General features: G+C 63.0%; 31 protein-coding genes and 1 tRNA gene. 9 read left to right on the forward strand and 23 right to left on the reverse strand.

Annotated features, from left to right (window positions below; translation table 11 throughout):
• The first annotated feature begins 96 nt into the window (after positions 1 to 96).
• Genes FHW64_RS21860 through FHW64_RS21885 form a run of 6 tightly spaced genes read left to right on the forward strand, consistent with a single transcriptional unit; the run spans position 97 to position 6,989 of the window.
• Positions 97 to 2,457, forward strand: coding sequence for a bifunctional salicylyl-CoA 5-hydroxylase/oxidoreductase (locus tag FHW64_RS21860; protein ID WP_184530105.1), 2,361 nt, complete (start codon positions 97 to 99; stop codon positions 2,455 to 2,457).
• Entirely contained in the window at positions 2,457 to 2,933 is a 477-nt protein-coding gene (locus FHW64_RS21865) for a MarR family winged helix-turn-helix transcriptional regulator (protein ID WP_184530107.1), read from the forward strand. Before FHW64_RS21860 ends, FHW64_RS21865 begins: the two co-directional genes overlap by 1 nt.
• Positions 2,930 to 3,784: an enoyl-CoA hydratase family protein gene (locus FHW64_RS21870; protein ID WP_184530109.1), complete on the forward strand. Its 855-nt coding sequence runs from the start codon at positions 2,930 to 2,932 to the stop codon at positions 3,782 to 3,784. Before FHW64_RS21865 ends, FHW64_RS21870 begins: the two co-directional genes overlap by 4 nt.
• Before the next feature lie 3 nt (positions 3,785 to 3,787).
• Positions 3,788 to 4,981, forward strand: a complete 1,194-nt coding sequence (locus FHW64_RS21875; RefSeq protein WP_184530111.1) for an acyl-CoA dehydrogenase family protein — start codon at positions 3,788 to 3,790, stop codon at positions 4,979 to 4,981.
• Positions 4,978 to 6,597 (forward strand): AMP-binding protein, encoded by a 1,620-nt coding sequence (locus FHW64_RS21880; RefSeq protein WP_184530113.1) that lies wholly within the window; start codon positions 4,978 to 4,980, stop codon positions 6,595 to 6,597. The genes FHW64_RS21875 and FHW64_RS21880 overlap by 4 nt, the downstream gene beginning before the upstream one ends.
• Positions 6,594 to 6,989 carry a RidA family protein gene (locus FHW64_RS21885; protein WP_184530114.1) on the forward strand — a complete coding sequence of 132 codons (396 nt, stop codon included), beginning with the start codon at positions 6,594 to 6,596 and terminating at the stop codon, positions 6,987 to 6,989. Before FHW64_RS21880 ends, FHW64_RS21885 begins: the two co-directional genes overlap by 4 nt.
• A 97-nt stretch (positions 6,990 to 7,086) precedes the next feature.
• Here the strand turns inward: FHW64_RS21885 and FHW64_RS21890 are convergent.
• From FHW64_RS21890 to rplN, 19 genes are all read right to left on the reverse strand, one after another.
• A tRNA-Met gene (locus FHW64_RS21890) sits at positions 7,087 to 7,163 on the reverse strand.
• 18 nt (positions 7,164 to 7,181) lie between these two features.
• Positions 7,182 to 7,580: a 50S ribosomal protein L17 gene (gene rplQ, locus FHW64_RS21895; RefSeq protein WP_184530115.1), complete on the reverse strand. Its 399-nt coding sequence runs from the start codon at positions 7,578 to 7,580 to the stop codon at positions 7,182 to 7,184.
• Positions 7,581 to 7,663: 83 nt separating this feature from the next.
• Positions 7,664 to 8,653 (reverse strand): DNA-directed RNA polymerase subunit alpha, encoded by a 990-nt coding sequence (locus FHW64_RS21900; RefSeq protein ID WP_093162415.1) that lies wholly within the window; start codon positions 8,651 to 8,653, stop codon positions 7,664 to 7,666.
• 125 nt (positions 8,654 to 8,778) lie between these two features.
• Positions 8,779 to 9,402 carry a 30S ribosomal protein S4 gene (rpsD, locus tag FHW64_RS21905; protein ID WP_184530123.1) on the reverse strand — a complete coding sequence of 208 codons (624 nt, stop codon included), beginning with the start codon at positions 9,400 to 9,402 and terminating at the stop codon, positions 8,779 to 8,781.
• A gap of 127 nt (positions 9,403 to 9,529) precedes the next feature.
• A complete protein-coding gene (gene rpsK / locus FHW64_RS21910) occupies positions 9,530 to 9,934 on the reverse strand; it encodes a 30S ribosomal protein S11 (RefSeq protein ID WP_009124825.1) in 405 nt (134 codons plus the stop codon).
• A 12-nt stretch (positions 9,935 to 9,946) separates the two neighbouring features.
• Positions 9,947 to 10,312, reverse strand: a complete 366-nt coding sequence (rpsM, locus tag FHW64_RS21915; protein WP_088954781.1) for a 30S ribosomal protein S13 — start codon at positions 10,310 to 10,312, stop codon at positions 9,947 to 9,949.
• 24 nt (positions 10,313 to 10,336) lie between these two features.
• Positions 10,337 to 10,450, reverse strand: a complete 114-nt coding sequence (rpmJ, locus tag FHW64_RS21920) for a 50S ribosomal protein L36 (RefSeq protein ID WP_068641696.1) — start codon at positions 10,448 to 10,450, stop codon at positions 10,337 to 10,339.
• A 32-nt stretch (positions 10,451 to 10,482) separates the two neighbouring features.
• Positions 10,483 to 10,701, reverse strand: coding sequence for a translation initiation factor IF-1 (gene infA / locus FHW64_RS21925; RefSeq protein ID WP_086919801.1), 219 nt, complete (start codon positions 10,699 to 10,701; stop codon positions 10,483 to 10,485).
• 7 nt (positions 10,702 to 10,708) lie between these two features.
• Positions 10,709 to 12,019, reverse strand: a complete 1,311-nt coding sequence (gene secY / locus FHW64_RS21930; protein WP_184530125.1) for a preprotein translocase subunit SecY — start codon at positions 12,017 to 12,019, stop codon at positions 10,709 to 10,711.
• 27 nt (positions 12,020 to 12,046) lie between these two features.
• The gene (gene rplO, locus FHW64_RS21935; RefSeq protein ID WP_093162407.1) at positions 12,047 to 12,478 is read right to left on the reverse strand and encodes a 50S ribosomal protein L15; all 432 of its coding nucleotides are present in this window, start codon (positions 12,476 to 12,478) and stop codon (positions 12,047 to 12,049) included.
• Between the two features lie 24 nt (positions 12,479 to 12,502).
• Positions 12,503 to 12,685: a 50S ribosomal protein L30 gene (gene rpmD, locus FHW64_RS21940; protein ID WP_130366860.1), complete on the reverse strand. Its 183-nt coding sequence runs from the start codon at positions 12,683 to 12,685 to the stop codon at positions 12,503 to 12,505.
• 15 nt (positions 12,686 to 12,700) lie between these two features.
• Entirely contained in the window at positions 12,701 to 13,219 is a 519-nt protein-coding gene (rpsE, locus tag FHW64_RS21945) for a 30S ribosomal protein S5 (protein ID WP_093162406.1), read from the reverse strand.
• Positions 13,220 to 13,237: 18 nt separating this feature from the next.
• Positions 13,238 to 13,603 carry a 50S ribosomal protein L18 gene (rplR, locus tag FHW64_RS21950; RefSeq protein ID WP_184530471.1) on the reverse strand — a complete coding sequence of 122 codons (366 nt, stop codon included), beginning with the start codon at positions 13,601 to 13,603 and terminating at the stop codon, positions 13,238 to 13,240.
• A 14-nt stretch (positions 13,604 to 13,617) separates the two neighbouring features.
• Positions 13,618 to 14,151: a 50S ribosomal protein L6 gene (gene rplF, locus FHW64_RS21955; protein WP_088954786.1), complete on the reverse strand. Its 534-nt coding sequence runs from the start codon at positions 14,149 to 14,151 to the stop codon at positions 13,618 to 13,620.
• 23 nt (positions 14,152 to 14,174) lie between these two features.
• A complete protein-coding gene (gene rpsH / locus FHW64_RS21960; RefSeq protein ID WP_184530127.1) occupies positions 14,175 to 14,570 on the reverse strand; it encodes a 30S ribosomal protein S8 in 396 nt (131 codons plus the stop codon).
• Positions 14,571 to 14,590: 20 nt separating this feature from the next.
• Positions 14,591 to 14,896 carry a 30S ribosomal protein S14 gene (gene rpsN, locus FHW64_RS21965; protein WP_088954788.1) on the reverse strand — a complete coding sequence of 102 codons (306 nt, stop codon included), beginning with the start codon at positions 14,894 to 14,896 and terminating at the stop codon, positions 14,591 to 14,593.
• Between the two features lie 8 nt (positions 14,897 to 14,904).
• Positions 14,905 to 15,444, reverse strand: a complete 540-nt coding sequence (gene rplE / locus FHW64_RS21970; RefSeq protein WP_093162401.1) for a 50S ribosomal protein L5 — start codon at positions 15,442 to 15,444, stop codon at positions 14,905 to 14,907.
• An 11-nt stretch (positions 15,445 to 15,455) separates the two neighbouring features.
• Complete coding sequence (rplX, locus tag FHW64_RS21975; RefSeq protein ID WP_184530129.1) at positions 15,456 to 15,773, reverse strand: 50S ribosomal protein L24; 318 nt, start codon at positions 15,771 to 15,773, stop codon at positions 15,456 to 15,458.
• Positions 15,774 to 15,786: 13 nt separating this feature from the next.
• Positions 15,787 to 16,155 carry a 50S ribosomal protein L14 gene (rplN, locus tag FHW64_RS21980; protein ID WP_068674584.1) on the reverse strand — a complete coding sequence of 123 codons (369 nt, stop codon included), beginning with the start codon at positions 16,153 to 16,155 and terminating at the stop codon, positions 15,787 to 15,789.
• 403 nt (positions 16,156 to 16,558) lie between these two features.
• On the opposite strand from rplN, the gene FHW64_RS21985 reads away from it, so the two are divergent.
• Positions 16,559 to 17,524: an esterase-like activity of phytase family protein gene (locus tag FHW64_RS21985; RefSeq protein WP_409350637.1), complete on the forward strand. Its 966-nt coding sequence runs from the start codon at positions 16,559 to 16,561 to the stop codon at positions 17,522 to 17,524.
• 3 nt (positions 17,525 to 17,527) lie between these two features.
• Positions 17,528 to 18,385, forward strand: coding sequence for a pyrroline-5-carboxylate reductase (gene proC, locus FHW64_RS21990; protein WP_184530131.1), 858 nt, complete (start codon positions 17,528 to 17,530; stop codon positions 18,383 to 18,385).
• A gap of 29 nt (positions 18,386 to 18,414) precedes the next feature.
• Here proC and ubiA read toward each other — a convergent pair whose 3' ends face one another.
• The 4 genes from ubiA to recG form a co-directional block, all read right to left on the reverse strand.
• Positions 18,415 to 19,311: a 4-hydroxybenzoate octaprenyltransferase gene (ubiA, locus tag FHW64_RS21995; RefSeq protein ID WP_184530475.1), complete on the reverse strand. Its 897-nt coding sequence runs from the start codon at positions 19,309 to 19,311 to the stop codon at positions 18,415 to 18,417.
• 10 nt (positions 19,312 to 19,321) lie between these two features.
• Positions 19,322 to 19,912: a Dps family protein gene (locus FHW64_RS22000; protein WP_260306199.1), complete on the reverse strand. Its 591-nt coding sequence runs from the start codon at positions 19,910 to 19,912 to the stop codon at positions 19,322 to 19,324.
• Positions 19,913 to 19,986: 74 nt separating this feature from the next.
• Positions 19,987 to 20,952 carry a LysR substrate-binding domain-containing protein gene (locus FHW64_RS22005; protein ID WP_184530133.1) on the reverse strand — a complete coding sequence of 322 codons (966 nt, stop codon included), beginning with the start codon at positions 20,950 to 20,952 and terminating at the stop codon, positions 19,987 to 19,989.
• A gap of 153 nt (positions 20,953 to 21,105) precedes the next feature.
• Positions 21,106 to 23,220: an ATP-dependent DNA helicase RecG gene (gene recG, locus FHW64_RS22010; RefSeq protein WP_184530135.1), complete on the reverse strand. Its 2,115-nt coding sequence runs from the start codon at positions 23,218 to 23,220 to the stop codon at positions 21,106 to 21,108.
• A 76-nt stretch (positions 23,221 to 23,296) separates the two neighbouring features.
• Between recG and queA the strand changes: the two genes are divergently transcribed.
• Positions 23,297 to 24,337: a tRNA preQ1(34) S-adenosylmethionine ribosyltransferase-isomerase QueA gene (queA, locus tag FHW64_RS22015; protein WP_184530137.1), complete on the forward strand. Its 1,041-nt coding sequence runs from the start codon at positions 23,297 to 23,299 to the stop codon at positions 24,335 to 24,337.
• The last annotated feature ends 1 nt before the right edge of the window (position 24,338 follow it).

Genomic DNA, 24,338 nt, shown 5'->3' on the forward strand with positions numbered 1-24,338 from the left:
TTGCGAGCGCGCGCGGCCGCGTCAACTGGGGTACCCGGGCAAACCCGGTGCGGGCATGGGTTGACACTAGATCGTTTATGTCTAAACTATTTATCCATGAATAGCTCAACCCCGAACCTTCACCGCGTGTTGTGCATTGGCGGCGGCCCAGCCGGCCTGTATTTCGCGCTGTTGATGAAAGCCCGGCAGCCAGCCCTCGACATCACGGTGGTCGAGCGCAACCGCCCATTCGACACCTTCGGCTGGGGTGTCGTGCTCAGCGACCAGACGCTCGACAACCTGGCCGCGGCGGACCCGGAAACGGCAAAGCTCATCGGTGGCGAGTTCCATCACTGGGATGACATCCAGGTGTTCTTCAAGGGCCGCCAGGTGCGTTCCGGCGGACACGGCTTCTGCGGCATCGGCCGCAAGCGGCTGCTGAACATCCTGCAGGAGCGCTGCCTCGCGCTCGGCGTGAAGCTGGTGTTCGAAACCGACGTCACCGACGACCAGGCACTGGCCGCGCAGTACAACGCCGATCTGGTGATTGCGAGCGACGGCCTCAACAGCCGCATCCGCCAGCGATATGCGGACGTCTACGACCCCGACATCGACCTGCGTGAGTGCCGCTTCGTATGGCTCGGTACGCACCAGACCTTCGACGCCTTCACCTTCGCGTTCGAAGAGACGGAGCACGGCTGGTTCCAGGCGCACGCCTACCAGTTCGACAACGACACCTCCACCTTCATCGTCGAGACGCCGGAAGAAGTGTGGAAGGCCCACGGCCTCGACCAGATGGAGCAGCCGGAGGCCATCGCGTTCTGCGAAAACATGTTCGCGAAGTACCTCGGCGGACACAAGCTCATCAGCAACGCGACGCACCTGCGCGGTTCGGCCAACTGGATCCGCTTCCCGCGCGTGATCTGCAAGCACTGGACGCATCACATCAACGTGAACGGGCGTGACGTGCCGGTGGTGCTCATGGGCGATGCCGCGCACACCGCGCACTTCTCGATCGGCTCCGGCACCAAGCTGGCGCTGGAGGATGCCATCGACCTCGCGAACGAGTTCGGCACCGGTCACGGCATCGACGACGTGCTGACCGCCTACGAAGCCCGTCGCAGCGTCGAAGTGCTCAAGATCCAGAACGCCGCGCGCAACTCGACCGAATGGTTCGAGAACGTCGACCGCTACACCGGCATGGAGATCGAGCAGTTCGCCTACTCGCTGCTCACCCGCTCGCAGCGCATCAGCCACGAGAACCTGCGCCTGCGCGATGCGACCTGGCTCAACGGTTACGAGCAATGGCTGGCCGGCGGCAAGCCGCTGCCGCCGATGCTGATGCCGCTGAACGTGCGAGGCCTCACGCTCAAGAACCGAATCGTGGTCTCGCCGATGGCGACCTATAGCGCGGTCGATGGCGTGCCACAGGACTTCCTGCTCGTGCACCTCGGCGCCCGCGCGCTGGGTGGCGCCGGCATGGTGTTTGTCGAGATGACCAGCCCGACGCCCGAAGGCCGCATTACCCCCGGATGCACCGGGCTCTACAACGACGAACAGCAGGCGGCTTTCAAGCGCATCGTCGATTTCGTGCACTCGCAATCGACCGCGAAGATCGCGATGCAGCTCGGTCACAGCGGGCCCAAGGGCTCGACGCAGGTCGGCTGGGAAGGTACGGACGAGCCGCTGCTGCAAGGCAACTGGCCGCTTCTGTCCGCCAGCGCCCTGCAGTACGGCGAACAGAACCAGATGCCGGCGCAGATGTCGCGCACCGACATGGACCTGATGCGCGACCAGTTCGTTGCCTCGACGAAGCGCGCTGCCGAAGCAGGCTTCGACTGGCTCGAACTGCACTGCGCGCACGGCTATCTGCTGTCGTCCTTCCTGAGTCCGCTGACGAATCTGCGCACCGACGAGTACGGCGGCAGCCTCGAAAACCGCCTGCGGTATCCGCTCGAGGTGTTCCGTGCCATGCGCGCTGCATGGCCTGCCGAACGGCCGATGAGCGTGCGGATCTCTGCGCACGACTGGGCACCCGGCGGCAACACAGCTGATGACGCAGTCGAGATGGCGCGCGCCTTCAAGGAGGCTGGAGCCGATTTCATCGACGTGTCGTCAGGCCAGACCACCCGCGCCGCCAAGCCTGTGTACGGACGCATGTACCAGACGCCTTTCGCGGACCGCATCCGCAACGAAGTCGGCATTTCCACCATCGCGGTTGGCGCGATCACCGATGCCGACCAGGCGAACAGCATCATCGCCGCAGGCCGTGCCGACCTCTGCGCTCTTGCGCGGCCGCACCTTGCCGATCCGGCATGGACGCTGCACGAGACCGCCAAGCTGCAGAACCGCGACGTCGACTGGCCGAAGCAATACCTGAGCGGCCGCGACCAGATGTACCGCGAGATCGCGAAGCAGCAGCAACTTGCGGCCGCCATGGCAGCGGGACAGCGCCCTGCCGCCGAAGAGAGCCACTGATGGACCTCGAGGCCAGGGCCCACAGCGAGCATCCGGAGGAGCTGCGCCTCTGGCTGCGCCTGCTGACCTGCACGCAGCTCATCGAGAAGCAAGTCCGCAACGAACTTCGCGAGCAGTTCGCGACGACGCTGCCGCGTTTCGACCTGATGTCGCAGCTCGAACGCGCGCCTGAAGGCCTGAAGATGAACGAGCTGTCGCGCCGAATGATGGTCACCGGCGGCAACGTCACCGGCATCACCGACCAACTCGTGTCCGAAGGCCTCGTGGAGCGGGTCGACGTCGAAGGCGATCGCCGCGCCTGGCGCGTGCGCCTCACCTCGCGCGGCCGCAAGCTCTTCAACGACATGGCACAGCAACACGAGGCATGGATCTGCGAAGCGTTCTCCGCGTTGAACCCGAAGGAGATCGCGCAACTTCACAAGCTGCTCGGCAAGGTCAAGCAGCACTCACATCAACAATTGGCGGAGGCTCTATGAAGCACTACATCGGCGCGGACAATCCCATGCGCGCCCAGTTCGATCCAAAGGCGGGCTATCAGGCCAAGCACTTTTCCTGGTCGTTCAAGGACGGCGTCGGAACGGTCACGCTCAACAGACCCGAGCGCAAGAACCCGCTGACCTTCGACTCGTACGCCGAGTTGCGCGACCTGTTCCGCGCGCTCTACTTTGCAACCGATGTGAAGTCGATCGTCGTGACCGGCGCGGGCGGCAACTTCTGCTCGGGCGGCGATGTGCACGAGATCATCGGCCCGCTGACGAAGATGCAAATGCCTGAGCTGCTGGAGTTCACGCGCATGACGGGTGACCTGGTGAAGGCGATCCGCCATTGCCCGCAGCCGATCGTCGGTGCGATCGACGGCGTCTGCGCGGGCGCCGGCGCGATGATCGCGCTGGCCTGCGACATCCGCTACGGAACACCTTCGACGAAGACTGCATTCCTGTTCACGCGCGTCGGACTTGCCGGTGCCGACATGGGTGCCTGCGCATTGCTGCCGCGCGTGATCGGCCAGGGTCGTGCTTCGGAGTTGCTCTTCACGGGTCGCGCGATGAACGCTCAGGAAGGCCTCGCATGGGGCTTCTTCAATGCGCTGCATGAAGGCGATGGCTTGGTCGATGCTGCGACCGCGATGGCACGCGAGCTGGCACAAGGCCCGACCTTCGCGCACGGAATGACCAAGACCATGCTGTCGCAGGAATGGGCGATGACCATCGACCAGGCCATCGAGGCCGAAGCGCAGGCGCAGGCGATCTGCATGCAGACCGAGGACTTCAAGCGCGCGTTCGAAGCCTTCGCGGCCAAGCGCAAGCCCGTCTTCGAGGGGGACTGATCCATGGCCGCTTCTTCTGTCGATCCTTCGACGAGCCATCTCTCGCTGCCGTTCTTCGACGAAGCGCATCGTGCGCTCGCGCGCGATCTGCTGCCTTGGGCGCGTGCGCAGTCGGTGGACGAGCGTGACGACCGCGCCGCCTGCCGCGACTGGGTGCGACGGCTGGGCGACGCTGGTTGGTTGCGCTACTGCGTGCCTGCTGCGTCTGGCGGTGCGCTCGACCGACTCGATTCGCGCGCGCTGGTGCTGCTGCGGGAGACGCTCGCGTTTCACTCGCCACTCGCTGACTTCGCCTTCGCGATGCAGGGCCTGGGCAGCGGCGCGATCACGCTCGCGGGCACTGCCGAGCAGCATGCGAACTACCTGACACCCGTTGGGCGCGGCGACAAGATTGCTGCCTTTGCACTGAGCGAACCCGAAGCGGGCTCCGACGTCGGCGCCATGGCGATGCGCGCGGAGGCCACGGCCGACGGCTGGCGCCTGACTGGCGAGAAAACCTGGATCAGCAATGGCGGCCTCGCCGATTTCTATTGCGTGTTCGCCAAGACTGATCCGACCGCCGGTTCCCGCGGTATCACCGCATTCATCGTCGATGCGAAGACGCCGGGACTCGACACCTCGTCACACATCGACGTGATGGCGCCGCATCCGCTGGCCACGCTGCGCTTCGACGGCTGTGTGATTCCGCGCAGCGCACAGCTCGGAGAGTTGAATGGCGGATTCAAGCTGGCCATGCGCACGCTGGACATCTTCCGCGCCTCCGTCGCCGGCGCCGCACTGGGCATGGGGCGTCGCGCGCTGACAGAAGCCATTCAGCACGCACAGAAGCGCAAGATGTTCGGGCAGACGCTGGCGGACTTCCAGCTGACGCAAGCCAAGCTCGGCGAGATGGCCGCCCTGATCGATGCGGGCGCGCTGCTGACCTATCGCGCAGCCTGGATGCGTGACGACAGCGAACGTCGCGGCGAACCCGCCGTCGGCGACCTCACCGCCGCAGCCGCAATGGCCAAGATGACCGCCACCGAGAACGCCAGTCGGGTCATCGACATGGCGCTGCAGATGCACGGCGGCCTGGGCGTCAAGGTCGGCACCAAGGTCGAAAGCCTCTATCGCGACATCCGCTCGCTGCGCATCTACGAAGGCGCGACGGAGGTTCAGCAACTCATCATCGGCAAATCCGTACTGAGGACCAAATGACCGCAAGTGCGCAAATCGACCGCTTCGTGCATGACCGGCTTCCGCCGGCCGATCAGCTGCCGATCTTCCGGTACGACCTGCCCGAGCTTCAACTGCCCGATCAGTTGAATCTGGTCGAGGAGTTGCTGGACAAGGCGGCGGACAAGGGCTTTGCGGACAAGCCGATGTTGCGCTCACCGGGACGAACGCTCACGTATGCGGAGGCCGCCGTCGAGGTCAACCGGATCGCGCAGGTGCTGACCGAGGACCTCGGCCTAGTGCCCGGCAATCGCGTGCTGCTGCGTGGCGGGAATTCGATTCCGATGGCCCTTGGGTGGCTCGCGGTGGTCAAGGCCGGCATGATCGCCGTCGCGACCATGCCGCTGCTTCGTGCCAAGGAGCTCGGCGACATCCTCGAGAAGTCGCAGCCTTCCGCGGCACTGTGCGACGGGAAGCTGCTCGACGAGCTGCAGACCGCACAGCAGGCGCATCCGGTGCTCAAGACGATCGTGGCTTTCAACCACCCCGATGCGCCGGATTCGCTGTCCGCACGGGCCTCGACCAAGAGCGGCGTATTCACCGCGTGCCCGACGTCCGCAGATGACATCGCACTGTTGGCTTTCACTTCCGGGACAACCGGTAAGCCGAAGGCACCAGTCACCACACACCGCGATGTCATCGCGATGTGCCAGACATGGCCTCGCCATATCTTGCAGGCACGCAGTGATGACATCGTGATCGGCTCGCCGCCATTGGCCTTCACTTTCGGGCTCGGTGGGCTGTTGATCTTCCCGATGTGGGCAGGCGCATCGGTGTACTTCCATGACGGCCCGTACACGCCCGAATCGATGGTGCAGGTCATCCGGAATGTCGGCGCGACCATCTGCTACACGGCGCCGACTTTCTATCGCCAGATGGCGGTATTCGCGAAGCAGCATGGCGTGCCCAGTCTGCGTATCAGCGTCAGCGCAGGCGAGGCGCTACCCGATGCAACTCGGCAGTTGTGGAAGCAGGCGACGGGCATCGAGATGCTCGACGGCATCGGCGGCACCGAGGTATTTCACATCTACATCTCGGCCGCTGGCGACCAGGTGCGGCGTGGCGCAGTCGGCAAGGCGGTGCCGGGCTTTACCGCGCGGATCGTCGACGACAACGGCAACGAGGTGCCGCGTGGCACGGTGGGCAAGTTGGCCATCGTCGGTCCCGTGGGTTGCCGCTACCTTGAAGATCCGCGTCAGGCCGACTACGTCAAGAAGGGCTGGAACTACCCGGGCGACGCCTTCGTCGAGGACGAGGACGGCTACTTCTTCTATCAATCGCGTGCCGACGACATGATCGTGACCGCGGGCTACAACGTCGGCGGCCCCGAGGTTGAAGACGCGCTGCTGAAGCATCCGGCAGTGGCCGAATGCGGCGTCATCGGCAAGCCCGACGAAGAGCGCGGCATGATCGTGAAGGCATTCTGCGTGCTCAAGCCGGGCCATACAGGCGATGCCGCGCTGATCAAGTCGCTGCAGGACCACGTCAAAGCGACCATCGCTCCTTTCAAATATCCCCGGGAAGTCGCGTTCGTGGCCAACCTGCCGCGCACCGAGACCGGAAAACTCCAACGATTCAAACTGAGGCAACTCGCATGATCAAACTCCTCCAACCTCCTGGCTGGGCTCCCCCGAAGGGCTACGCGAACGGCGTGGCCGCACGCGGAACGATGGTGTTCGTCGGTGGACAAATCGGCTGGAATGCGCAACAGCAATTCGAGTCCGACGATTTCATCGAGCAAACAGGACTGGCGCTGCGGAACATTGTTGAAGTGCTGCGCGAGGCTGGCGCCGGGCCCGAGCACATGGTGCGTATGACCTGGTACGTGACCGACCGCGATGAATACAACCGGCGCTTGGGTGAACTTGGCCCGGTGTATCGCGATGCGATGGGACGCAACTTTCCTGCGATGACTTGCGTACAGGTGGCTGCGTTGGTTGAATCGCGCGCGAAGGTCGAGATCGAGGTGACCGCTGTGATCCCTGATTGAGTACGGCCCGACGAATCGAGCGCGCAAATGCAAAAGGCCCACTTGAAAAAGTGGGCCTTTTGACATGGCCTAATGACTCAAAGAATCATCAGATATTTGGTTGCGCGAGCAAGATTTGAACTTGCGACCTTTGGGTTATGAGCCCAACGAGCTACCAGGCTGCTCCATCGCGCGGCAGACAGAAATTATAGCTTATTCCGCAGCGGCTTGCTCGTCGGCAGCCTCGGAAACTTCAGGACGATCGACCAATTCGACGAGCGCCATGGGTGCGTTGTCGCCAACGCGGAAACCCATCTTCAGGATACGGGTGTAGCCACCAGGACGGGCCTGGTAACGCGGGCCGAGTTCACCGAAGAGCTTCACGACGTTGTCGCGATTGCGCAGGCGATCGAAAGCGAGCCGCTTGTTGGCAACCGTCGGCTTCTTGGCGAGCGTGATCATCGGCTCGATGACGCGACGCAGTTCCTTGGCCTTCGGGACCGTGGTCTTGATGACTTCGTGCTCGATGAGCGAGTTCATCATGTTCTGCAGCATCGCGAGGCGGTGCGAGCTGGTGCGGTTGAGTTTGCGGAGTCCGTGTCCGTGACGCATGGTGCTTTCCTTTACTTTATAAAAACAGGCAGCCGTATCAGGTACTGCCCGGTGCACAGGCCCAGAAGGCCCAATTCAAAAAATCAACGCTTGTCCAAGCCGGCCGGCGGCCAGCTTTCGAGCTTCATACCCAAGGTGAGGCCGCGGGAGGCGAGCACTTCCTTGATTTCGTTGAGCGACTTGCGACCCAAGTTCGGGGTCTTGAGCAACTCGTTCTCGGTACGCTGGATCAGGTCACCGATGTAGTAGATGTTCTCGGCCTTCAGGCAGTTCGCAGAACGAACCGTGAGCTCGAGCTCATCGACCGGACGCAGCAGGATCGGATCGAACTGCTGAGCACTGCGCGGCGCCGGAGCGTCGAATGCAGCGAGTTCGCCGCCTTCGAGTTGTGCGAACACAGCCAATTGCTCAACCAGGATCTTTGCCGAAGCGCGAACCGCATCTTCCGCAGTGATGGCGCCGTTGGTCTCGATTTCGACCAGCAGCTTGTCGAGGTCGGTACGTTGCTCCACACGGGCACTCTCCACCGTGTAGCTCACACGCTTGACCGGCGAGAACGATGCATCCAGAACGATGCGGCCGATCGACTTGGTCGGTTCATCCGCATAGCGGCGCATCGTGCCCGGCACGTAACCACGGCCCTTCTCGACCTTGATCTGCATGTCGAGCTTGCCACCCTGCGACAGGTGGGCGATCACGTGATCGGGATTGATGATCTCGACGTCGTGCGGCGTCTGGATGTCCGACGCCGTAACGGCACCTTCACCATCCTTGCGCAGGCTCAACGTGACTTCGTCGCGGTTGTGCAGCTTGAACACCACGCCCTTCAGGTTCAGGAGGATGTTGACCACATCTTCCTGCACGCCATCGATGGACGAGTACTCATGCAGCACGCCCGCAATGGTGACTTCCGTCGCCGAATAGCCGACCATCGACGAAAGCAGAACGCGACGCAGCGCGTTGCCGAGCGTGTGGCCGTAGCCGCGCTCGAACGGCTCGAGCGTGACCTTCGCCCGGTTGGGCGCGAGTTGCTCGACCTGGATGGTCTTGGGTTTCAGCAGGGTTGTTTGCATGCAGACTTCCTCTCAATACCCCCGGCTCGTTACACCGGTAAGGCTGGTGAAGTCCTCGACGGGAATGCCTCCCGGCGAGAACAAAAATACAAGTTCGAGCCGCGACGCGGCTCGTTATCGTCTGATTAGCGCGAGTACAGTTCGACGATCAGCGACTCGTTGATGTCCGAGGCAAATTCATCGCGATCTGGCACCTTCTTGAAGGTACCTTCGGCCTTGTCGACATTCACTTCAACCCAGGCGGGAATACCGACTTGCTGTGCGAGCTGGAGTGCTTCGACGACGCGGTTCTGCTTCTTCGACTTTTCGCGGACAGCGATGATGTCGCCGGTCTTAACCAGGTACGACGGGATGTTGACCGACTGGCCGTTCACCGTGATCGCCTTGTGCGACACGAGTTGGCGGGCTTCCGCGCGCGTCGAGCCGAAGCCCATGCGATAGACAACGTTGTCCAGACGCGATTCGAGAATGAACAGCAGGTTCGCGCCCGTGTTGCCGCGGCGGCGATCAGCTTCTTCGAAGTAGCGACGGAATTGCTTTTCGAGCACGCCGTACATGCGCTTGACCTTCTGCTTCTCGCGCAGCTGCAGACCGAAGTCCGAGGTGCGCTGACCCGAGGTGCGGCCGTGCTGACCGGGCTTGGAGTCGAACTTCGCCTTGTCCTGGATCGAACGACGAGCGCTCTTCAGGAACAGGTCGGTGCCTTCGCGGCGGGAGAGTTTGGCCTTGGGGCCGAGATAGCGTGCCACTTGATCTTCCTTTGTTCATCTACCGCAGCGGACTGCGGGAGCCATCAACGTATGCCGATGGCGGTGGGCTTGTTAAAAAACAAAACGCGCAGCCGCCGTGAAGCGGTCTGCGCCAGACGTCATCGCCTTAGATGCGACGACGCTTCTGCGGACGGCAGCCGTTATGCGGCACGGGGGTCACGTCGGCAATGGAATTGATCCGGATGCCGAGCGCAGCCAGCGCGCGCACCGACGATTCGCGACCCGGGCCGGGACCCTTGATCTCGACGTCGAGATTCTTGATGCCTTGCTCGACCGCGGCGCGGCCTGCAACTTCAGAGGCCACCTGCGCAGCGAACGGCGTCGACTTGCGCGAACCCTTGAAGCCTTGACCACCCGACGAAGCCCACGACAGAGCGTTGCCCTGGCGGTCCGTGATCGTGATGATCGTGTTGTTGAACGAAGCGTGCACGTGCGCGATACCGTCCGCGACGTTCTTGCGAACCTTCTTGCGAACGCGCTGTGCTGCGTTATTGGCAGGAGCTTTAGCCATGCTGGTCTATCCTTATTTCTTCAGGGACTGCGCAGCCTTGCGCGGACCCTTGCGAGTGCGGGCGTTGGTGCGCGTACGCTGGCCGCGCATCGGCAGGCCGCGACGATGACGGAAACCACGATAGCAACCGATGTCGATCAAGCGCTTGATGTTCATCGTCGTTTCGCGGCGCAGGTCGCCCTCGATCGTGAAGAGCGCGATCTGATCGCGGATCTTCTCGAGATCGGCGTCGGTCAGATCCTTGATCTTCTTCGAGTACTCGATGCCGCTCGCTTCGCAAATCTTGCGTGCGCGCGTGCGACCGATGCCGTAGATGGCCGTCAGGCCAATTTCAGCGTGCTTGTGCGGCGGAATGTTGATGCCAGCAATACGTGCCATGTGCGTCCTCTAGTACTCTATCAATCAACCCTGGCGCTGCTTGTGGCGCGGGTCGGAACAGATCACACGCACCACACCCTTGCGGCGGATGATCTTGCAATTACGGCAAATGGTTTTGACCGAAGCCGAAACTCTCATTTCATTCTCCTAAAACTCTTCAACCCGGCGACTCATTTCGCCCGAAACACAATGCGCGCCCGGCTCAAGTCGTAGGGCGTCAACTCAACGGTGACTTTGTCACCTGGAAGGATTCGGATGTAGTGCATCCGCATCTTTCCGGAAATATGACCAAGAACGATGTGCCCGTTTTCAAGCTTCACCCGGAATGTCGCGTTGGGCAGGTTCTCCAGAACCTCTCCTTGCATCTGGATGACATCGTCCTTCGACATCTCATGCCTACGAAGTCTTGAAGTTGGCCTTCTTTAGCAGCGACTCGTACTGCTGAGACATCATGTAGTTCTGTACCTGGGCCATGAAGTCCATCGTGACCACCACGATGATCAACAGGGATGTGCCTCCGAAGTAGAACGGCACGTTGTACTTCAGGATCAGGAACTCCGGCAGCAGGCAAACGAAGGTGATGTACACCGCGCCAGCCAGCGTCAGACGAACCAGGATCTTGTCGATGTACCTTGCGGTCTGGTCACCCGGACGGATGCCCGGAATAAACGCACCACTCTTCTTCAGGTTATCTGCAGTCTCACGGCTGTTGAAAACCAGCGCCGTGTAGAAAAAGCAGAAAAACACGATCGCGCTGGCGTACAGCAGAACGTAGATCGGTTGCCCCGGGTGCAAAGCACTCGCAATATCCCTGATCCAGCGTGAGCTCTCACCGGTGCTGAACCATCCCACGATAGTGGTCGGCAGCAGGATGATCGACGACGCAAAGATCGGCGGGATCACCCCGGCCATGTTCAGCTTGAGCGGCAGATGCGACGACTGACCGCCGTACACCTTGTTGCCCACCTGTCGCCGCGCATAGTTCACCAGAATCTTGCGTTGACCTCGTTCGACGAACACGACGAAATAGGTCACCAGAACGACCACCGCCACGATGAACAGTGCAACCAGCACGTTCATGGCGCCGGTGCGAACCAGCTCCAGCAGACCGCCGATCGCGTTCGGCAGACCAGCAGCGATGCCAGCAAAGATCAGGATCGAGATCCCGTTGCCCAAGCCGCGCTCAGTGATCTGCTCACCCAACCACATCAGGAACATCGAACCAGCGGTCAAGCTGATCATCGCGGTGAGGCGGAAGCCAAACCCCGGCGCCAGGACCAAGCCCGGCGAGGACTCGAGCGCAACGGCGATGCTGAACGATTGGAACAGCGCAAGTGCCAGGGTCCCGTATCGGGTGTACTGGGTGATCTTGCGGCGACCTGCCTCGCCTTCCTTCTTCAATTGCTCGAAGGTGGGAATCACGTAGGTCATCAACTGCATGATGATCGACGCGGAGATGTAAGGCATGATGCCCAACGCGAACACGGTGAAGCGCGACAAAGCGCCACCCGAGAACATGTTGAACAGGCTCAGGATGCCACCCTGCTGACCTTGGAACAGCTGCGCCAGTTGGTCCGGGTTGATGCCAGGCACCGGGATGTGAGCCCCGATGCGATAGACCACGAGAGCGAGCAGCAAAAAGACAAGCCGGCGACGCAGGTCACCGAACTTGCCTGTTTTTGCGAGCGTTGCCGCGTTGGTTGCCACGAAGAACTTCTTTCAGTCCGTTTGTGTTTAGGCGACGCTGCCGCCAGCCGCTTCGATCGCTGCCTTGGCACCGGCCGTGGCACCAATACCCGTCAGCTTGACGGCCTTGGTGATCTCACCCGATTTCACGACCTTGACGACCTTGGCGATCTGAGCCACGAGTCCTGCTTGCTTGAGAGCCAGCACGTCCACTTCTGCCAGGCCCAGCTGCTCAAGCGATGCGAGCGTCACTTCAGCGTTGAACTTCAGCAGATGCGACTTGAAGCCGCGCTTCGGCAGGCGACGCTGCAGCGGCATCTGACCGCCTTCGAAGCCCACTTTGTGGAAACCGCCTGCGCGCGACTTCTGACCCTTGTGACCGCGGCCAGCAGTCTTGCCGAGGCCAGAGCCGATACCGCGGCCGACACGGCGCTTGGCGTGCTTAGCGCCAGCTGCCGGCTTGATGCCATTGAGTTCCATATGCGTCTCTCTCAGTGACTCTGCTTAGAGCACTTTGACCAGATAACTGATCTTGTTGATCATGCCGCGAACCGCGGGCGTGTCCTGCAGTTCGCTCACGCTATTGAGCTTGCGCAGGCCCAGGCCACGAACGGTGGCGCGATGCGATTGCTTGGTGCCGATCGGGCTCTTGACCAATTGCACCTTGACGGTTTGTTGTTGCGTCATTTCGAAACTCCCGGTTTAGGCGAAGAGTTGCTCAACGGTCAGGCCGCGCTTGGCAGCAACTTCGGAAGCCGTCGTCGAGTTCCGCAGACCGTCCAGCGTCGCGCGGACCATGTTGTAAGGGTTCGACGAACCATGGCTCTTGGCCACGATGTCGGTGATACCCATCACTTCGAACACGGCACGCATCGGGCCGCCGGCGATGATGCCGGTACCCTTCGGGGCCGGATACATCACGACCGACGAAGCGCCGTGGTGACCCGTCACCTGGTGGTGCAAGGTGCCGTTCTTGATCGAAATCTTCATCAAGTTGCGACGTGCTTCTTCCATTGCCTTTTGCACGGCAGCGGGCACTTCCTTCGACTTGCCCTTGCCCATGCCGACACGGCCGTCGCCATCACCCACCACGGTGAGCGCTGCGAAACCCAGAATACGACCACCCTTCACCACCTTGGTGACGCGGTTGATCGCGATCATCTTCTCGCGCAGACCGTCCTCGGGTCCTTCGTTCTGCGTTCTTGCCTGAATCTTTGCCATTTTGAATCTCGTGTCCGGTTAGAACTGCAGGCCGGCTTCGCGGGCCGCATCGGCCAGCGCCTTCACGCGACCGTGGTATGCGAAACCTGCGCGATCGAAGGCAACCTTTTCCACGCCGGCTGCCTTCGCCTTTTCAGCGATGCGCTTGCCGATGGCGGTTGCTGCGGCCGTGTTGCCACCCTTGCCCGAGCCACCCAGGGCGGCGCGCACTTCTGCTTCGGCAGTCGACGCGCTCGCGAGCACCTTCGAGCCGTCGCCGGAGATGACAGTGGCGTAGATATGCAGGTTGGTGCGATTCACCGTCAGACGCGCAATGCCTTGCGTTGCAATACGAATACGGGTCTGGCGCGAGCGACGGAGACGCTGTGCTTTTTTGGTCAACATCATTTTGCTGCCCCTTACTTCTTCTTGGTCTCTTTGATCACAACCTTCTCGTCCGCATAGCGGATGCCCTTACCCTTGTAGGGCTCTGGCGGACGGATGGCGCGGATCTCAGCGGCCACTTGGCCGACGCGCTGGCGGTCGGCACCCTTGATCACGACTTCGGTCGGGGTGGGCGTTGCCACCGTGATGCCTTGCGGCATGTCCTTGTTGACCGGATGCGAAAACCCGACCGACAGGTTCAGCTTGGCGCCTTGCGCCTGGGCCTTGTAACCAACGCCGATCAGGTTGAGCTTCTTTTCGAAGCCCTTGGTCACGCCGACCACCATGTTGTTCACCAACTGGCGAACGGTGCCGCTCATCGCATTCGCTTCGCGCGAATCGTTGGCGGGCTCAAAGCTCAGCTTGCCGTCCTTGTTGACGACGTTGACCAACGCATTGCGTGCGAGGCTGAGCGTACCGCCCGAACCCTTGACGCTGATCTGGTCTTCCTTGATCGACACATCCACGCCAGCGGGGATGGCGACTGGCATTTTTCCTACGCGGGACATTCAGTTTCTCCTTGATGTCTCGGTTAGGCGACGTAGCACAGCACTTCGCCACCGACACCGGCGGCGCGAGCCTTGCGGTCCGTCATCACGCCCTTCGGGGTCGTGACGATAGCAACGCCAAGGCCGTTCTGGACTTGCGGAATCGCGGCGCTCGCCTTGTAGACGCGCAGGCCGGGACGGCTCACACGCTCGATGCGCTCGATGACCGGGCGACCAGCGTAATACTTCAGCGCGATTTCCAGCTCGGTCTTGCCGGCTTCGGTCTTGACCTTGAAACCGTCGATATAGCCCTCGTCCTTCAGGACCTGTGCGATTGCAACCTTCACCTTGGAAGACGGAACCGACACGGTGGGCTTCGCCACCATCTGCGCGTTGCGGATACGCGTCAGCAGGTCGGCAATGGGATCACTCATGCTCATGTTGTTTGCTCCTGCCTGGCTTACCAGCTGGCCTTGGTGACACCCGGGATGTCGCCGTTGAAAGCCATTTCGCGGATCTTGGCGCGCGCCAGACCGAATTGGCGGAAGGTGCCACGCGGGCGACCCGTGATTTCGCAGCGATTGCGCTGGCGCGTCGGGTTCGCGTTGCGCGGGAGCTTCTGCAGAGCCAGGCGGGCAGCCGCGCGCTCTTCGTCGCTCTTCTTTGCGTCGTTGGCGATCGCCTTCAGTTCCGCGTGCTTGGCGGCGTACTTTGCGACCAGTTTTTCTCGCTTGAGCTCGCGCTCGATCAAAGCTACTTTAGCCACAAACCACCTCAGTTCTTGAACGGAAAACGGAAGCCAGCGAGAAGCGCCTTGGCTTCTTCGTCGGTCTTGGCCGTCGTCGTGATGCTGATGTTGAGACCGCGCAGGGCATCAACCTTGTCGTACTCGATCTCAGGGAAAATGATCTGTTCCTTGACGCCGATGTTGTAGTTACCACGGCCATCGAACGCACGACCAGAGATCCCGCGGAAGTCGCGGACGCGCGGCAGCGCGACAGTCACGAAGCGATCCAGGAATTCATACATCTGCACACCGCGCAGCGTGACCATGCAGCCGATCGGCTGGTTCTCACGAATCTTGAAACCAGCGATAGCCTTCTTCGACTTGGTCACCACGGGCTTCTGGCCAGCAATCTTCGTCAGATCAGCCACAGCGTTGTCGAGCACCTTCTTGTCGGCGACTGCTTCACCCACGCCCATGTTGAGCGTGATTTTCGTCAGGCGCGGGATCTGCATCGGCGAGGTGTAGCCGAACTTTTCAGTCAGATCTTTCGCGATCTTTTCGCGATAGTGTTGTTGGAGACGTGCCATGTAAGTACCCCTTAGGCGGCCTTGATTTCTTCGCCGCTGGACTTGAAGACGCGCACGCGCTTGCCGTCCGTGACCTTGATGCCGACGCGATCGGCCTTGCCGGTCGCAGCATTGAAGATCGCCACGTTGGATTGATGAATCGGCATGGCCTTTTCAACGATGCCACCCGTCGTACCCTTCAGAGGGTTCGGCTTGGTGTGCTTCTTGACGAGGTTGATACCCTCGACGACGACGTGCGAATCGTCCGCACGCAGCGTGACGGTGCCGCGCTTACCCTTGTCGCGGCCGGCCAACACGATGACCTGGTCGCCTTTGCGAATCTTGTTCATGGCGTTGTTGTCCTTAGAGAACTTCGGGAGCCAGCGACACGATCTTCATGAACTTCTCGGTACGCAGTTCGCGCGTGACCGGTCCAAAGATGCGGGTGCCGATCGGCTCCAGCTTGGCGTTAAGCAACACAGCGGCGTTGCCGTCGAACTTGACGAGCGAGCCGTCGGCACGACGGATACCCTTGGCGGTACGCACCACCACAGCGCTGTAGATCTCGCCCTTCTTGACGCGACCACGCGGAGCAGCCTCCTTGATGGAGACTTTGATGACGTCGCCGACGCTGGCATAGCGCCGCTTGGAGCCACCGAGCACCTTGATACACAGGACGGATTTCGCGCCCGTGTTGTCGGCCACATCGAGCCGGGATTCAGTTTGGATCATTTCGTGATATTCCCAACTTGTACCGCTTGCCGCCCGGACGTTCCGAAGCAATCAAACGATCAGTCTTGGGCCCGTCGTCCACGCATTGAAACCACTCCAATGCGCTTCCGCTGGGCAGAAGCTTCGCCTTTTTGAAGCGAAGCCAGCGATTGTGGCACACGATCAGTTCTGCGTCAACAACTTCTACCACGCGGGCCCTTAGACTTCCCGCGTGCACGAACCGCCCTCTCCGAATCTCACGCGCCGTCATGCTCTATGGATCGGGGCTGCACTTGCGTGCGCCGCCGCGGGCTGCAGGACCGGGATCGCGCCCGCGACGAGCAACGGGCCCCAGCGGCTGCACCTGCTCGCCGAGTCCAGGCTGAAGCACCGCCTGTCATTCGAGGGAACCACCGTCGGGGGCTTGTCCGGAATCGACTACGACCGGCAACGAGGTGAGTACCTGCTTCTGAGCGATGACCGGTCAGACTTTGCACCGGTGCGCGTCTACCAGATGCAGTGGTCCCCCACCGCGAGACAAGATCCGCCCCTACCGACAGGGGTCACCTACCTGCGTCAGGCGAATGGAGAGCCCTGGCCCCCGCGACGGAAGGCTGCACCGGAGGTCGCCGTTCCGGATCCGGAGGCGATCCGATGGCGTCCCGACACGGACACGCTGCTCTGGACGAGCGAGGGCGATGTACAGCGCGGCTTCGGCCAGGCACTCTATGAATCGCGGCGCGACGGCTCGCTGGTGCGCCAGATCCCCCTCCCCGCCATGCTCGACGCCGCCTCCGACGGCCATCGCGGCGCCCGCGACAACCTGGGCCTCGAAGGCCTCGCCCTGACGCCGGACGGCCGCCACGCGTGGCTCGCGATGGAAGCCGCCCTGGTCCAGGACGGGCCGCTCCCCTCATTCACGGCGGCCGGAGGACCCTGCCGGTTTACGCAGATCGAGCTTTCGACCGGGAAGGCAATCCGCCAGATCGCCTACGTGCCGGATCCGATCCCGCGCCGCCCGCTGCTGCCCGGCACCTATGCAGATAACGGCGTCAGCGAGGTCCTGATGATCAACGCCAACCGGATGCTGGTGCTCGAACGCTCCTACGCGGTCGGCGCCGGCAATTCGCTGCGGCTGTACGAAATCGACACGCGGGAGGGCTCAGATGTGTTGGCTGTCGACGCACTAGCGCCGGACAATCACAAGGCGGCGCCGAAGACGCTGGTGGCCGATTTCGCCACGCTCGGCCTATCGCAGCTCGACAACACCGAAGGCCTGTGTTGGGGACCCGACCTGCCGAACGGCAATCGCCTGTTGGTTGCGGTGAGCGACGACAATTTCAATCCGCTGCAGATCACCCAGTTCGCGGCATTCGAATTCACCGGATAGATCATGAATATTGCAGTCACCTTCCTGCCCAGACAGGAACCGACACCCCTCCCCCCCATCGGTTTCATCGGTGGAGGGAACATGGCCAGCGCGATCATCGGCGGCCTGATCAAGCAAGACGTTCCCGCCGCCAGCATCGAGGTCGTCGAGCCTTTTGCCGACGCGCGCGCTCGGCTCGCCAACGAATTCGGTGTCCTGGCCCAGCCGGCCGCGAGCCCGGCGCTGGCGAGGTGCAAGGTGATCGTATGGGCCGTCAAGCCGCAGAGCTTTGCCGAGGCTGCCGGACCTGTCCGAGGCCTGGCGCCCGACGCGCTGCATCTGAGCGTGGCCGCCGGCATTCCCTCCAGCAGCATCGCGCGCTGGCTCGACACCGAGCGCGTGGTCCGCGCCATGCCGAACACGCCTGCGCTGGTCGGCCAGGGCATGACCGGCCTCTTCGCACGCGACGCGGTGGACAGCGGCGACCGAAAACTCATCGACCAAGTCCTCGGCGCAACCGGCGAACTGATGTGGGTCGATGCCGAAGATGCGCTCGACGTCGTAACGGCAGTCTCGGGCTCTGGTCCGGCTTATGTGTTCTATTTCATCGAAGCAATGACCGAAGCCGGCGTGGAGTTGGGCCTTACGCCCGAACAAGCGCATCGACTCGCGGTAGGCACGTTCACCGGCGCATCCGCGCTTGCGGCGAATGCCACCGAGCCGCCCGCCGTCCTGCGTGAGCGCGTGACGTCGAAGGGTGGCACCACCTACGCCGCGATCACTTCGATGGAAAGCGCTGACGTCAAAGCGAAATTCAAGACCGCGATCCGCGCTGCGCATCAACGCGCCGCCGAACTCGGCCAGGAGTTCGGCAAGGCCTGAGAGGGCAGCGGTGCCGCGACGAGCGCGGCTCAGCGCAAGGCGTAGCCGGCAACGATGCCAGCGAACACGGCGAAACCAAGCCAGTGGTTGAGCCGGAAGGCCTTGAAGCAGCCTTCTCGCGTGCGATCGTGGATCAGCCGCCAATGCCACAGTGCCTGCGCCGCGGCAACGGCGATCCCCGCATAGAGCGCCACGCCAAGTCCGGCGGCGGTCCCGATGACCGTCCAGACCGCCAGGAAGATCGCATAGCTCGTCATGACGATCGCCACGTCCAGTCGCCCGAAGGTGATTGCGGAGGTCTTCATGCCGATCTTGAGGTCGTCGTCGCGGTCGACCATGGCGTATTCGGTGTCGTAGGCCAACACCCAGAACAGGTTGCCGGCCAACAGCCACCACGCGACCGGCGGCAGGCTGTCACGAACCGCGGCAAATGCCATTGGAATGCCGAAGCTGAACGCGATGCCGAGCACTGCTTGCGGCACCGATACAAAACGCTTGGCAAACGGATAGATCAACGTCACCGCGAGCGCCGCGAACGACATCAGGATGGTCAGCCGGTTCGTGGTCAGCACGAGCGCGAAAGCCGCGAGCGCCAGCACCGCACCGACCGTGAGCGCCTCGGGCACCGAGACCTCACCGCTGGTGACCGGCCGCTTCTCCGTTCGCTTGACGTGCCGATCGAAGTCGCGATCGGCGACGTCGTTCACGCAGCAACCCGCGCTGCGCATGAGGATGGTGCCGATGACGAACACAGCCAGCAAATGCCAGCCCGGCCAGCCCCCGGCGGCAAACCACAGCGCACCGAGCGTTGGCCAGAGCAGCAACAGCCATCCCGCCGGCCGATTCCAACGGATCAGGTCGAGGTAGACGGCAAAACGCCCGCGGCGGGGCGCGGGCGTGGGTTGGATCGACCCTGTCGCGGCCATGGCGGAAGTGTCAGTCTTCAAGGAGCGAACGCAGCATCCACGCGGTCTGGTCGTGCACCGTGCAGCGCGCGGTCAGCATGTCGGCGGTCGGATCGTCGCCGGCTTCCTCGGCCACGGGGATGAACTCGCGCGCGATGCGCGACACGGTCTCATGGCCCTTGACCAGGATGCGCACCATCTCCATGGCCTTGGGGGGCGTCTGCGGAACGTCGGGCACGGTGGCGATCTTGCCGAACTCGGCATACGAGCCCGGTGCGTAGTGCCCCAGCGCGCGAATGCGTTCGGCGATGACGTCGGTGGACGCCCACAGCTCGGTGTACTGCGCCATGAACATCGCGTGCAGCGAATTGAAATGAGGCCCGGTCACGTTCCAGTGGAAGTTGTGTGTCGTGAGGTAGAGCGTGTAGGTATCGGCCAGCACGCGGCTCAGGCCCTCGGCGATCGCAGCGCGGTCCTGGCGCTCGATGCCGATGTTGATGACCGGCGCATTGCGGCTGCCGGATTCCTCTGCAACCGCCAGGCCTCCCTTCTTGGGCACCTTGCCGGCGGATCCGGCCGGGGCTTTCACGGTCGACTTGGCTTTCTTTTCAACTTTGGCCATGGCAATGAGCTCTTTCTTCAGTTGGGTTGACGGCAAAACCGCACTCTAGCGCAGGCATCGGACGCGGCGACTGTTCAGGAAAGACGCTTGACGCCCGGCAATTCGCAGGCGTAGATCGCGTTGCGCAGCGCGGCGATGGCCTCGTAGCGCGTGAAACTGCGCCGCCACGCGAGCACCACGCGCCGGGTCGGCGGATCGCCGCCCTGCGTGTCGAGCACCGGGAGATAACGCACGATCTGCTCCGGCTCCTTGCGGCCCCTGGACTTGGGTTTGAGCGCATCCGCAGGCACCGACAAACGCGGCACCAGCGTGACGCCCATGCCCGAAGCGACCATGTGCTTGATGGTTTCGAGCGATGAGCCTTCGAAGCTCTTGCGGATGCCCTCGGCGTTGCTGGAGAAGCGCGCGAATTCCGGGCAGACCTCCAGGACGTGATCACGGAAGCAATGGCCGGTGCCCAGAAGGAGCATCGTTTCCTTCTTGAGTTCGTCGGACGTGACCGTCTCCTTGCTCGCCAGCGGATGATGGGCCGGGACTGCAGCCATGAAAGGCTCGTCGTAGAGGGCTGCCATCGCGAGTCCGGTGTCGGGAAACGGCTCGGCCATGATCGCGCAGTCGATCTCGCCGGAGCGCAGCATCTCGAGCAGCCTGGCGGTGAAGTTCTCCTGCAGCACCAACGGCATCTGCGGCGTTCGCGCAATGTTCTGGCGCACCAGGTCGGGCAGGAGATACGGGCCGATGGTGTAGATCACACCGAGGTTCAGCGGGCCCGAGAGCGGATCCTTCCCGCGCTTGGCGATTTCCTTGATGCTCGCGGCCTGGTCGAGCACGCTCTGCGCCTGCTGGACGATCTGTTCGCCGAGCGGCGTGACGGTGACTTCGCCCGCGCTGCGCTCGAACAGCTTGACCTCGAGTTCGTCCTCCAGCTTCTTGATCGCCACGGACAGGGTCGGCTGCGACACGAAACAGGCCTCCGCGGCCTTTCCGAAATGCCTCTCGCGCGCGACCGCAACGATGTATTTGAGCTCGGTGAGTGTCATAGCGAAAACCTATTATCACTCGCCCCCAGGCTCCGCGCACTTCGTGTCGCTTCGCCAACCCCCTACCGGGGGCAGCACCGGCGGCCCGGCGGAGCCGGTTCCGAGGCGCCTCACGAACGAGCTTTGCTGCGCTTGCCCTGGCAGGGGCGCTGTTCATGCCTTGAGGTATTCGGCTTTGCTGCCTAGCCATCTGTCGACATGCCGCGCAGCTAGATCGGGGTGGCGGTCGAGCATTTGCGGGGCAAGCTCGCGTGCCCAGTCCAGAAGCAAGGTGTCGTTAGTCAGATCGGCGAAGCGCAGCAGCGGTGCGCCGGACTGGCGGGCGCCGAGGAATTCGCCGGGGCCCCGGATCTCCAGGTCGCGCCTTGCGATCTCGAAGCCGTCGCTCGTTTCGGCCATGGCCTTGAGCCTTGCGCGTGCGGCCTCGCCTACCCGCCCGCCTTCGTTGGGCGAATAGAGCAGCACGCAGGCCGACGCCGCGGCGCCGCGTCCCACGCGGCCGCGCAACTGATGCAACTGCGAGAGGCCGAAGCGCTCGGCATGCTCGATCACCATCAACGAGGCATTGGGCACGTCGACGCCGACTTCGATCACGGTCGTGCTCACCAGCACTTGCAGGCGGTTGGCGGTGAACGCCTCCATCACGGCCTGCTTCTCCGCGGTCGGCATCCGCGAATGCAGCAGGCCGACGCCGACCTGCTCACCGAGCGCCTCCGCCAGTTCGTCGCGCGTCTCGGTCGCGTTGCGCAGATCGACAGCCTCGCTTTCCTCGATCAACGGACACACCCAGTAGACCTGCCGGCCCTGCTCCAACTGAGCGCGGATGCGATCGACGACTTCGTCCCGCCGATGGTCGGCCACCAGCTTGGTGACGATCGGCGTGCGGCCCGGCGGCAGTTCGTCGAGCGTGGAGACGTCGAGGTCGGCGTAGTAGCTCATCGCCAGCGTGCGAGGGATCGGGGTCGCACTCATCATCAGCAGATGCGGCTCGACGTCATCGCCTGCCTTGCCCCGCAATGCGAGCCGCTGCGCCACACCGAAGCGGTGCTGCTCGTCGATGACGGCGAGCGCGAGATTGCGAAAGCGCACCTTCTCGGAAATGACGGCGTGCGTTCCGACCACCAGGGCCGCCTCGCCACTTTCGACGGCGGCGGTCATCGTGTCGCGCTCCTTCTTCTTCTGGCTGCCGGTAAGCCACGCGACCCGAAGGCCGCGTTCGGCGAGCAACGGATCGAGCCAGTTCACCAACTTGCCGAAATGCTGCGCCGCAAGGATTTCTGTCGGCGCCATCAGTGCGCACTGAAAGCCCGCATCGATGCATCGCGCGGCCGCGAGTGCAGCGACCACGGTCTTGCCCGAGCCGACGTCGCCCTGCAGCAAGCGGTGCATCGGAATTTCGCGGGCGAGATCGCGCGTGATCTCCTCGCCCACGCGCTGCTGTGCGCCCGTGAGGGAAAACGGCAAGGCAGCCAGCAGATCCTTGTGCAGCCTGCCACCCGACGCATCCATCTCCAGCACCGGCGCTCGCTGCGCCGCGCGCTCGCGCCGCGCCTGCAATTGGGAAAGTTGCTGCGCCAGCAGTTCATCCGCCTTGAGCCGCTGCCATGCCGGATGGCTGTGATCCTCGAGCATGGCGATCGCGACATCCGGCGTGGGGTAGTGCAGGAAGTTCAGCGAGCGGCGCAGGTCCCACGTCCCATGGGGTGCAGCGCCTGGCGGCAATGTCTCGTCGAGTTCTGCACGAGCGAGCCCCGACCGGACCTCGCGACGCAGCACGGGCTGCGCGAGTCCCGCGATCGTCGAATACACCGGCGTCAACGCTTCCGGCAATGCAGTGCCTGCCGCCTTGACGGCCGGATGCATCATCTGCCGCCCGACGAACCCGCCCCGCACTTCGCCGCGAATGCGCACTCGCGCGCCGACGGCAAGCTGCTTCTGCTGCGATGGATAGAAATTGAAGAAGCGCAACTGGCAGGTGTCGCTGCCGTCGTCGACCGTGACGATCAACTGCCGGCGCGGCCGGTAGACCACTTCGCATTCGGTGACCACGGCCTCGATCTGCGCCATGTCGCCATCGCGCGTGTCGGCAAGGCGCACGATGCGCGTCTCATCCTCATAGCGCATCGGAAGATAAAGCGCGAAGTCGATGTCACGAAGAAGGCCGAGCTTGCGAAGCGCGCGTTGCACCGCGCTCAGCCCGGTGCCGGGCGCAGGCGCCTGTGCGGGGACGGGCTTTTCCGTTGGCGGGGACTTGGCGGCTGCAGGCATGGGACAATTCTGCCCGCCTCTCGGCATCCAACCTCCCCCGCCTTCTTGGCACGGGCCCGTCCGGCCCTCAAGCATCATGCGCGACTTCACGCTTTCCGATTTCGATTTCCATTTGCCGCCTGAATTGGTGGCGCAACATCCCGCTGCGGAACGCAGCGCCTCCCGACTACTGGACGGCACCAGCGACACACCGGTCGACAGGATCTTCAAGGACCTGCCCTCGCTTCTGCGACCCGGCGACCTGCTCGTCTTCAACGACACGCGCGTCGTCAAGGCGCGACTCTTCGGCGAGAAGCCAACGGGCGGCAAGCTCGAACTCCTCGTCGAACGCGTGCTGCAGGACCACGAGGTCGTCGCGCACATGAAGGTGAGCAAGAAGCCGCAGGTCGGCACCACGCTCGCGATGACTGGCGGCTTCAGCGCCACGCTGCTCGGCCGTTGGCCGGACGAGCAAGGCGCGCTCTTTCGCTTTCGCTTCGAAAGCCCGTCGGGCGAAGACCCTTACGCACTGATGTCCCGCTGCGGCCACGTGCCGCTGCCGCCGTACATCACCCACACGGATTCCGCGGACGACGAAAGCCGCTACCAAACGGTGTTCGCACGCGTGCCCGGCGCGGTCGCGGCGCCGACCGCTGCGCTGCACTTCGACGATGCGCTGCTCGCCGAACTCGAAGCGCGCGGCATCCAGCGCGCCAATGTCACTCTGCACGTCGGCGCCGGCACCTTCCAGCCGGTGAAGACCGAGAACATCGCCGAGCACACGATGCACGCGGAGCGCTATGAAGTCCCCGAGGCCACGCAGCGCGCGATCGCAGAAACCAAGGCGCGCGGCGGCCGCGTCGTCGCCGTCGGCACGACCACCGTGCGCACGCTCGAATCGTGGGCGAAGAGCGGCGAGGCCTCGGGCGACACGAGCATCTTCATCACGCCCGGCTTCGTCTTCGAGCACGTCGACGTGCTCATCACCAACTTCCACCTGCCCAAGAGCACGCTCATGATGCTGGTGAGCGCCTTCGCCGGCTACGAGCACGTGATGGCGCTCTATGCCCACGCGATCCGCGAGCGCTACCGCTTCTTCAGCTACGGCGACGCCATGCTCCTCGCCAGAAAGTCCTGAT

Source organism: Variovorax sp. Sphag1AA, from assembly GCF_014192575.1.
Lineage (GTDB): Bacteria > Pseudomonadota > Gammaproteobacteria > Burkholderiales > Burkholderiaceae_C > Variovorax.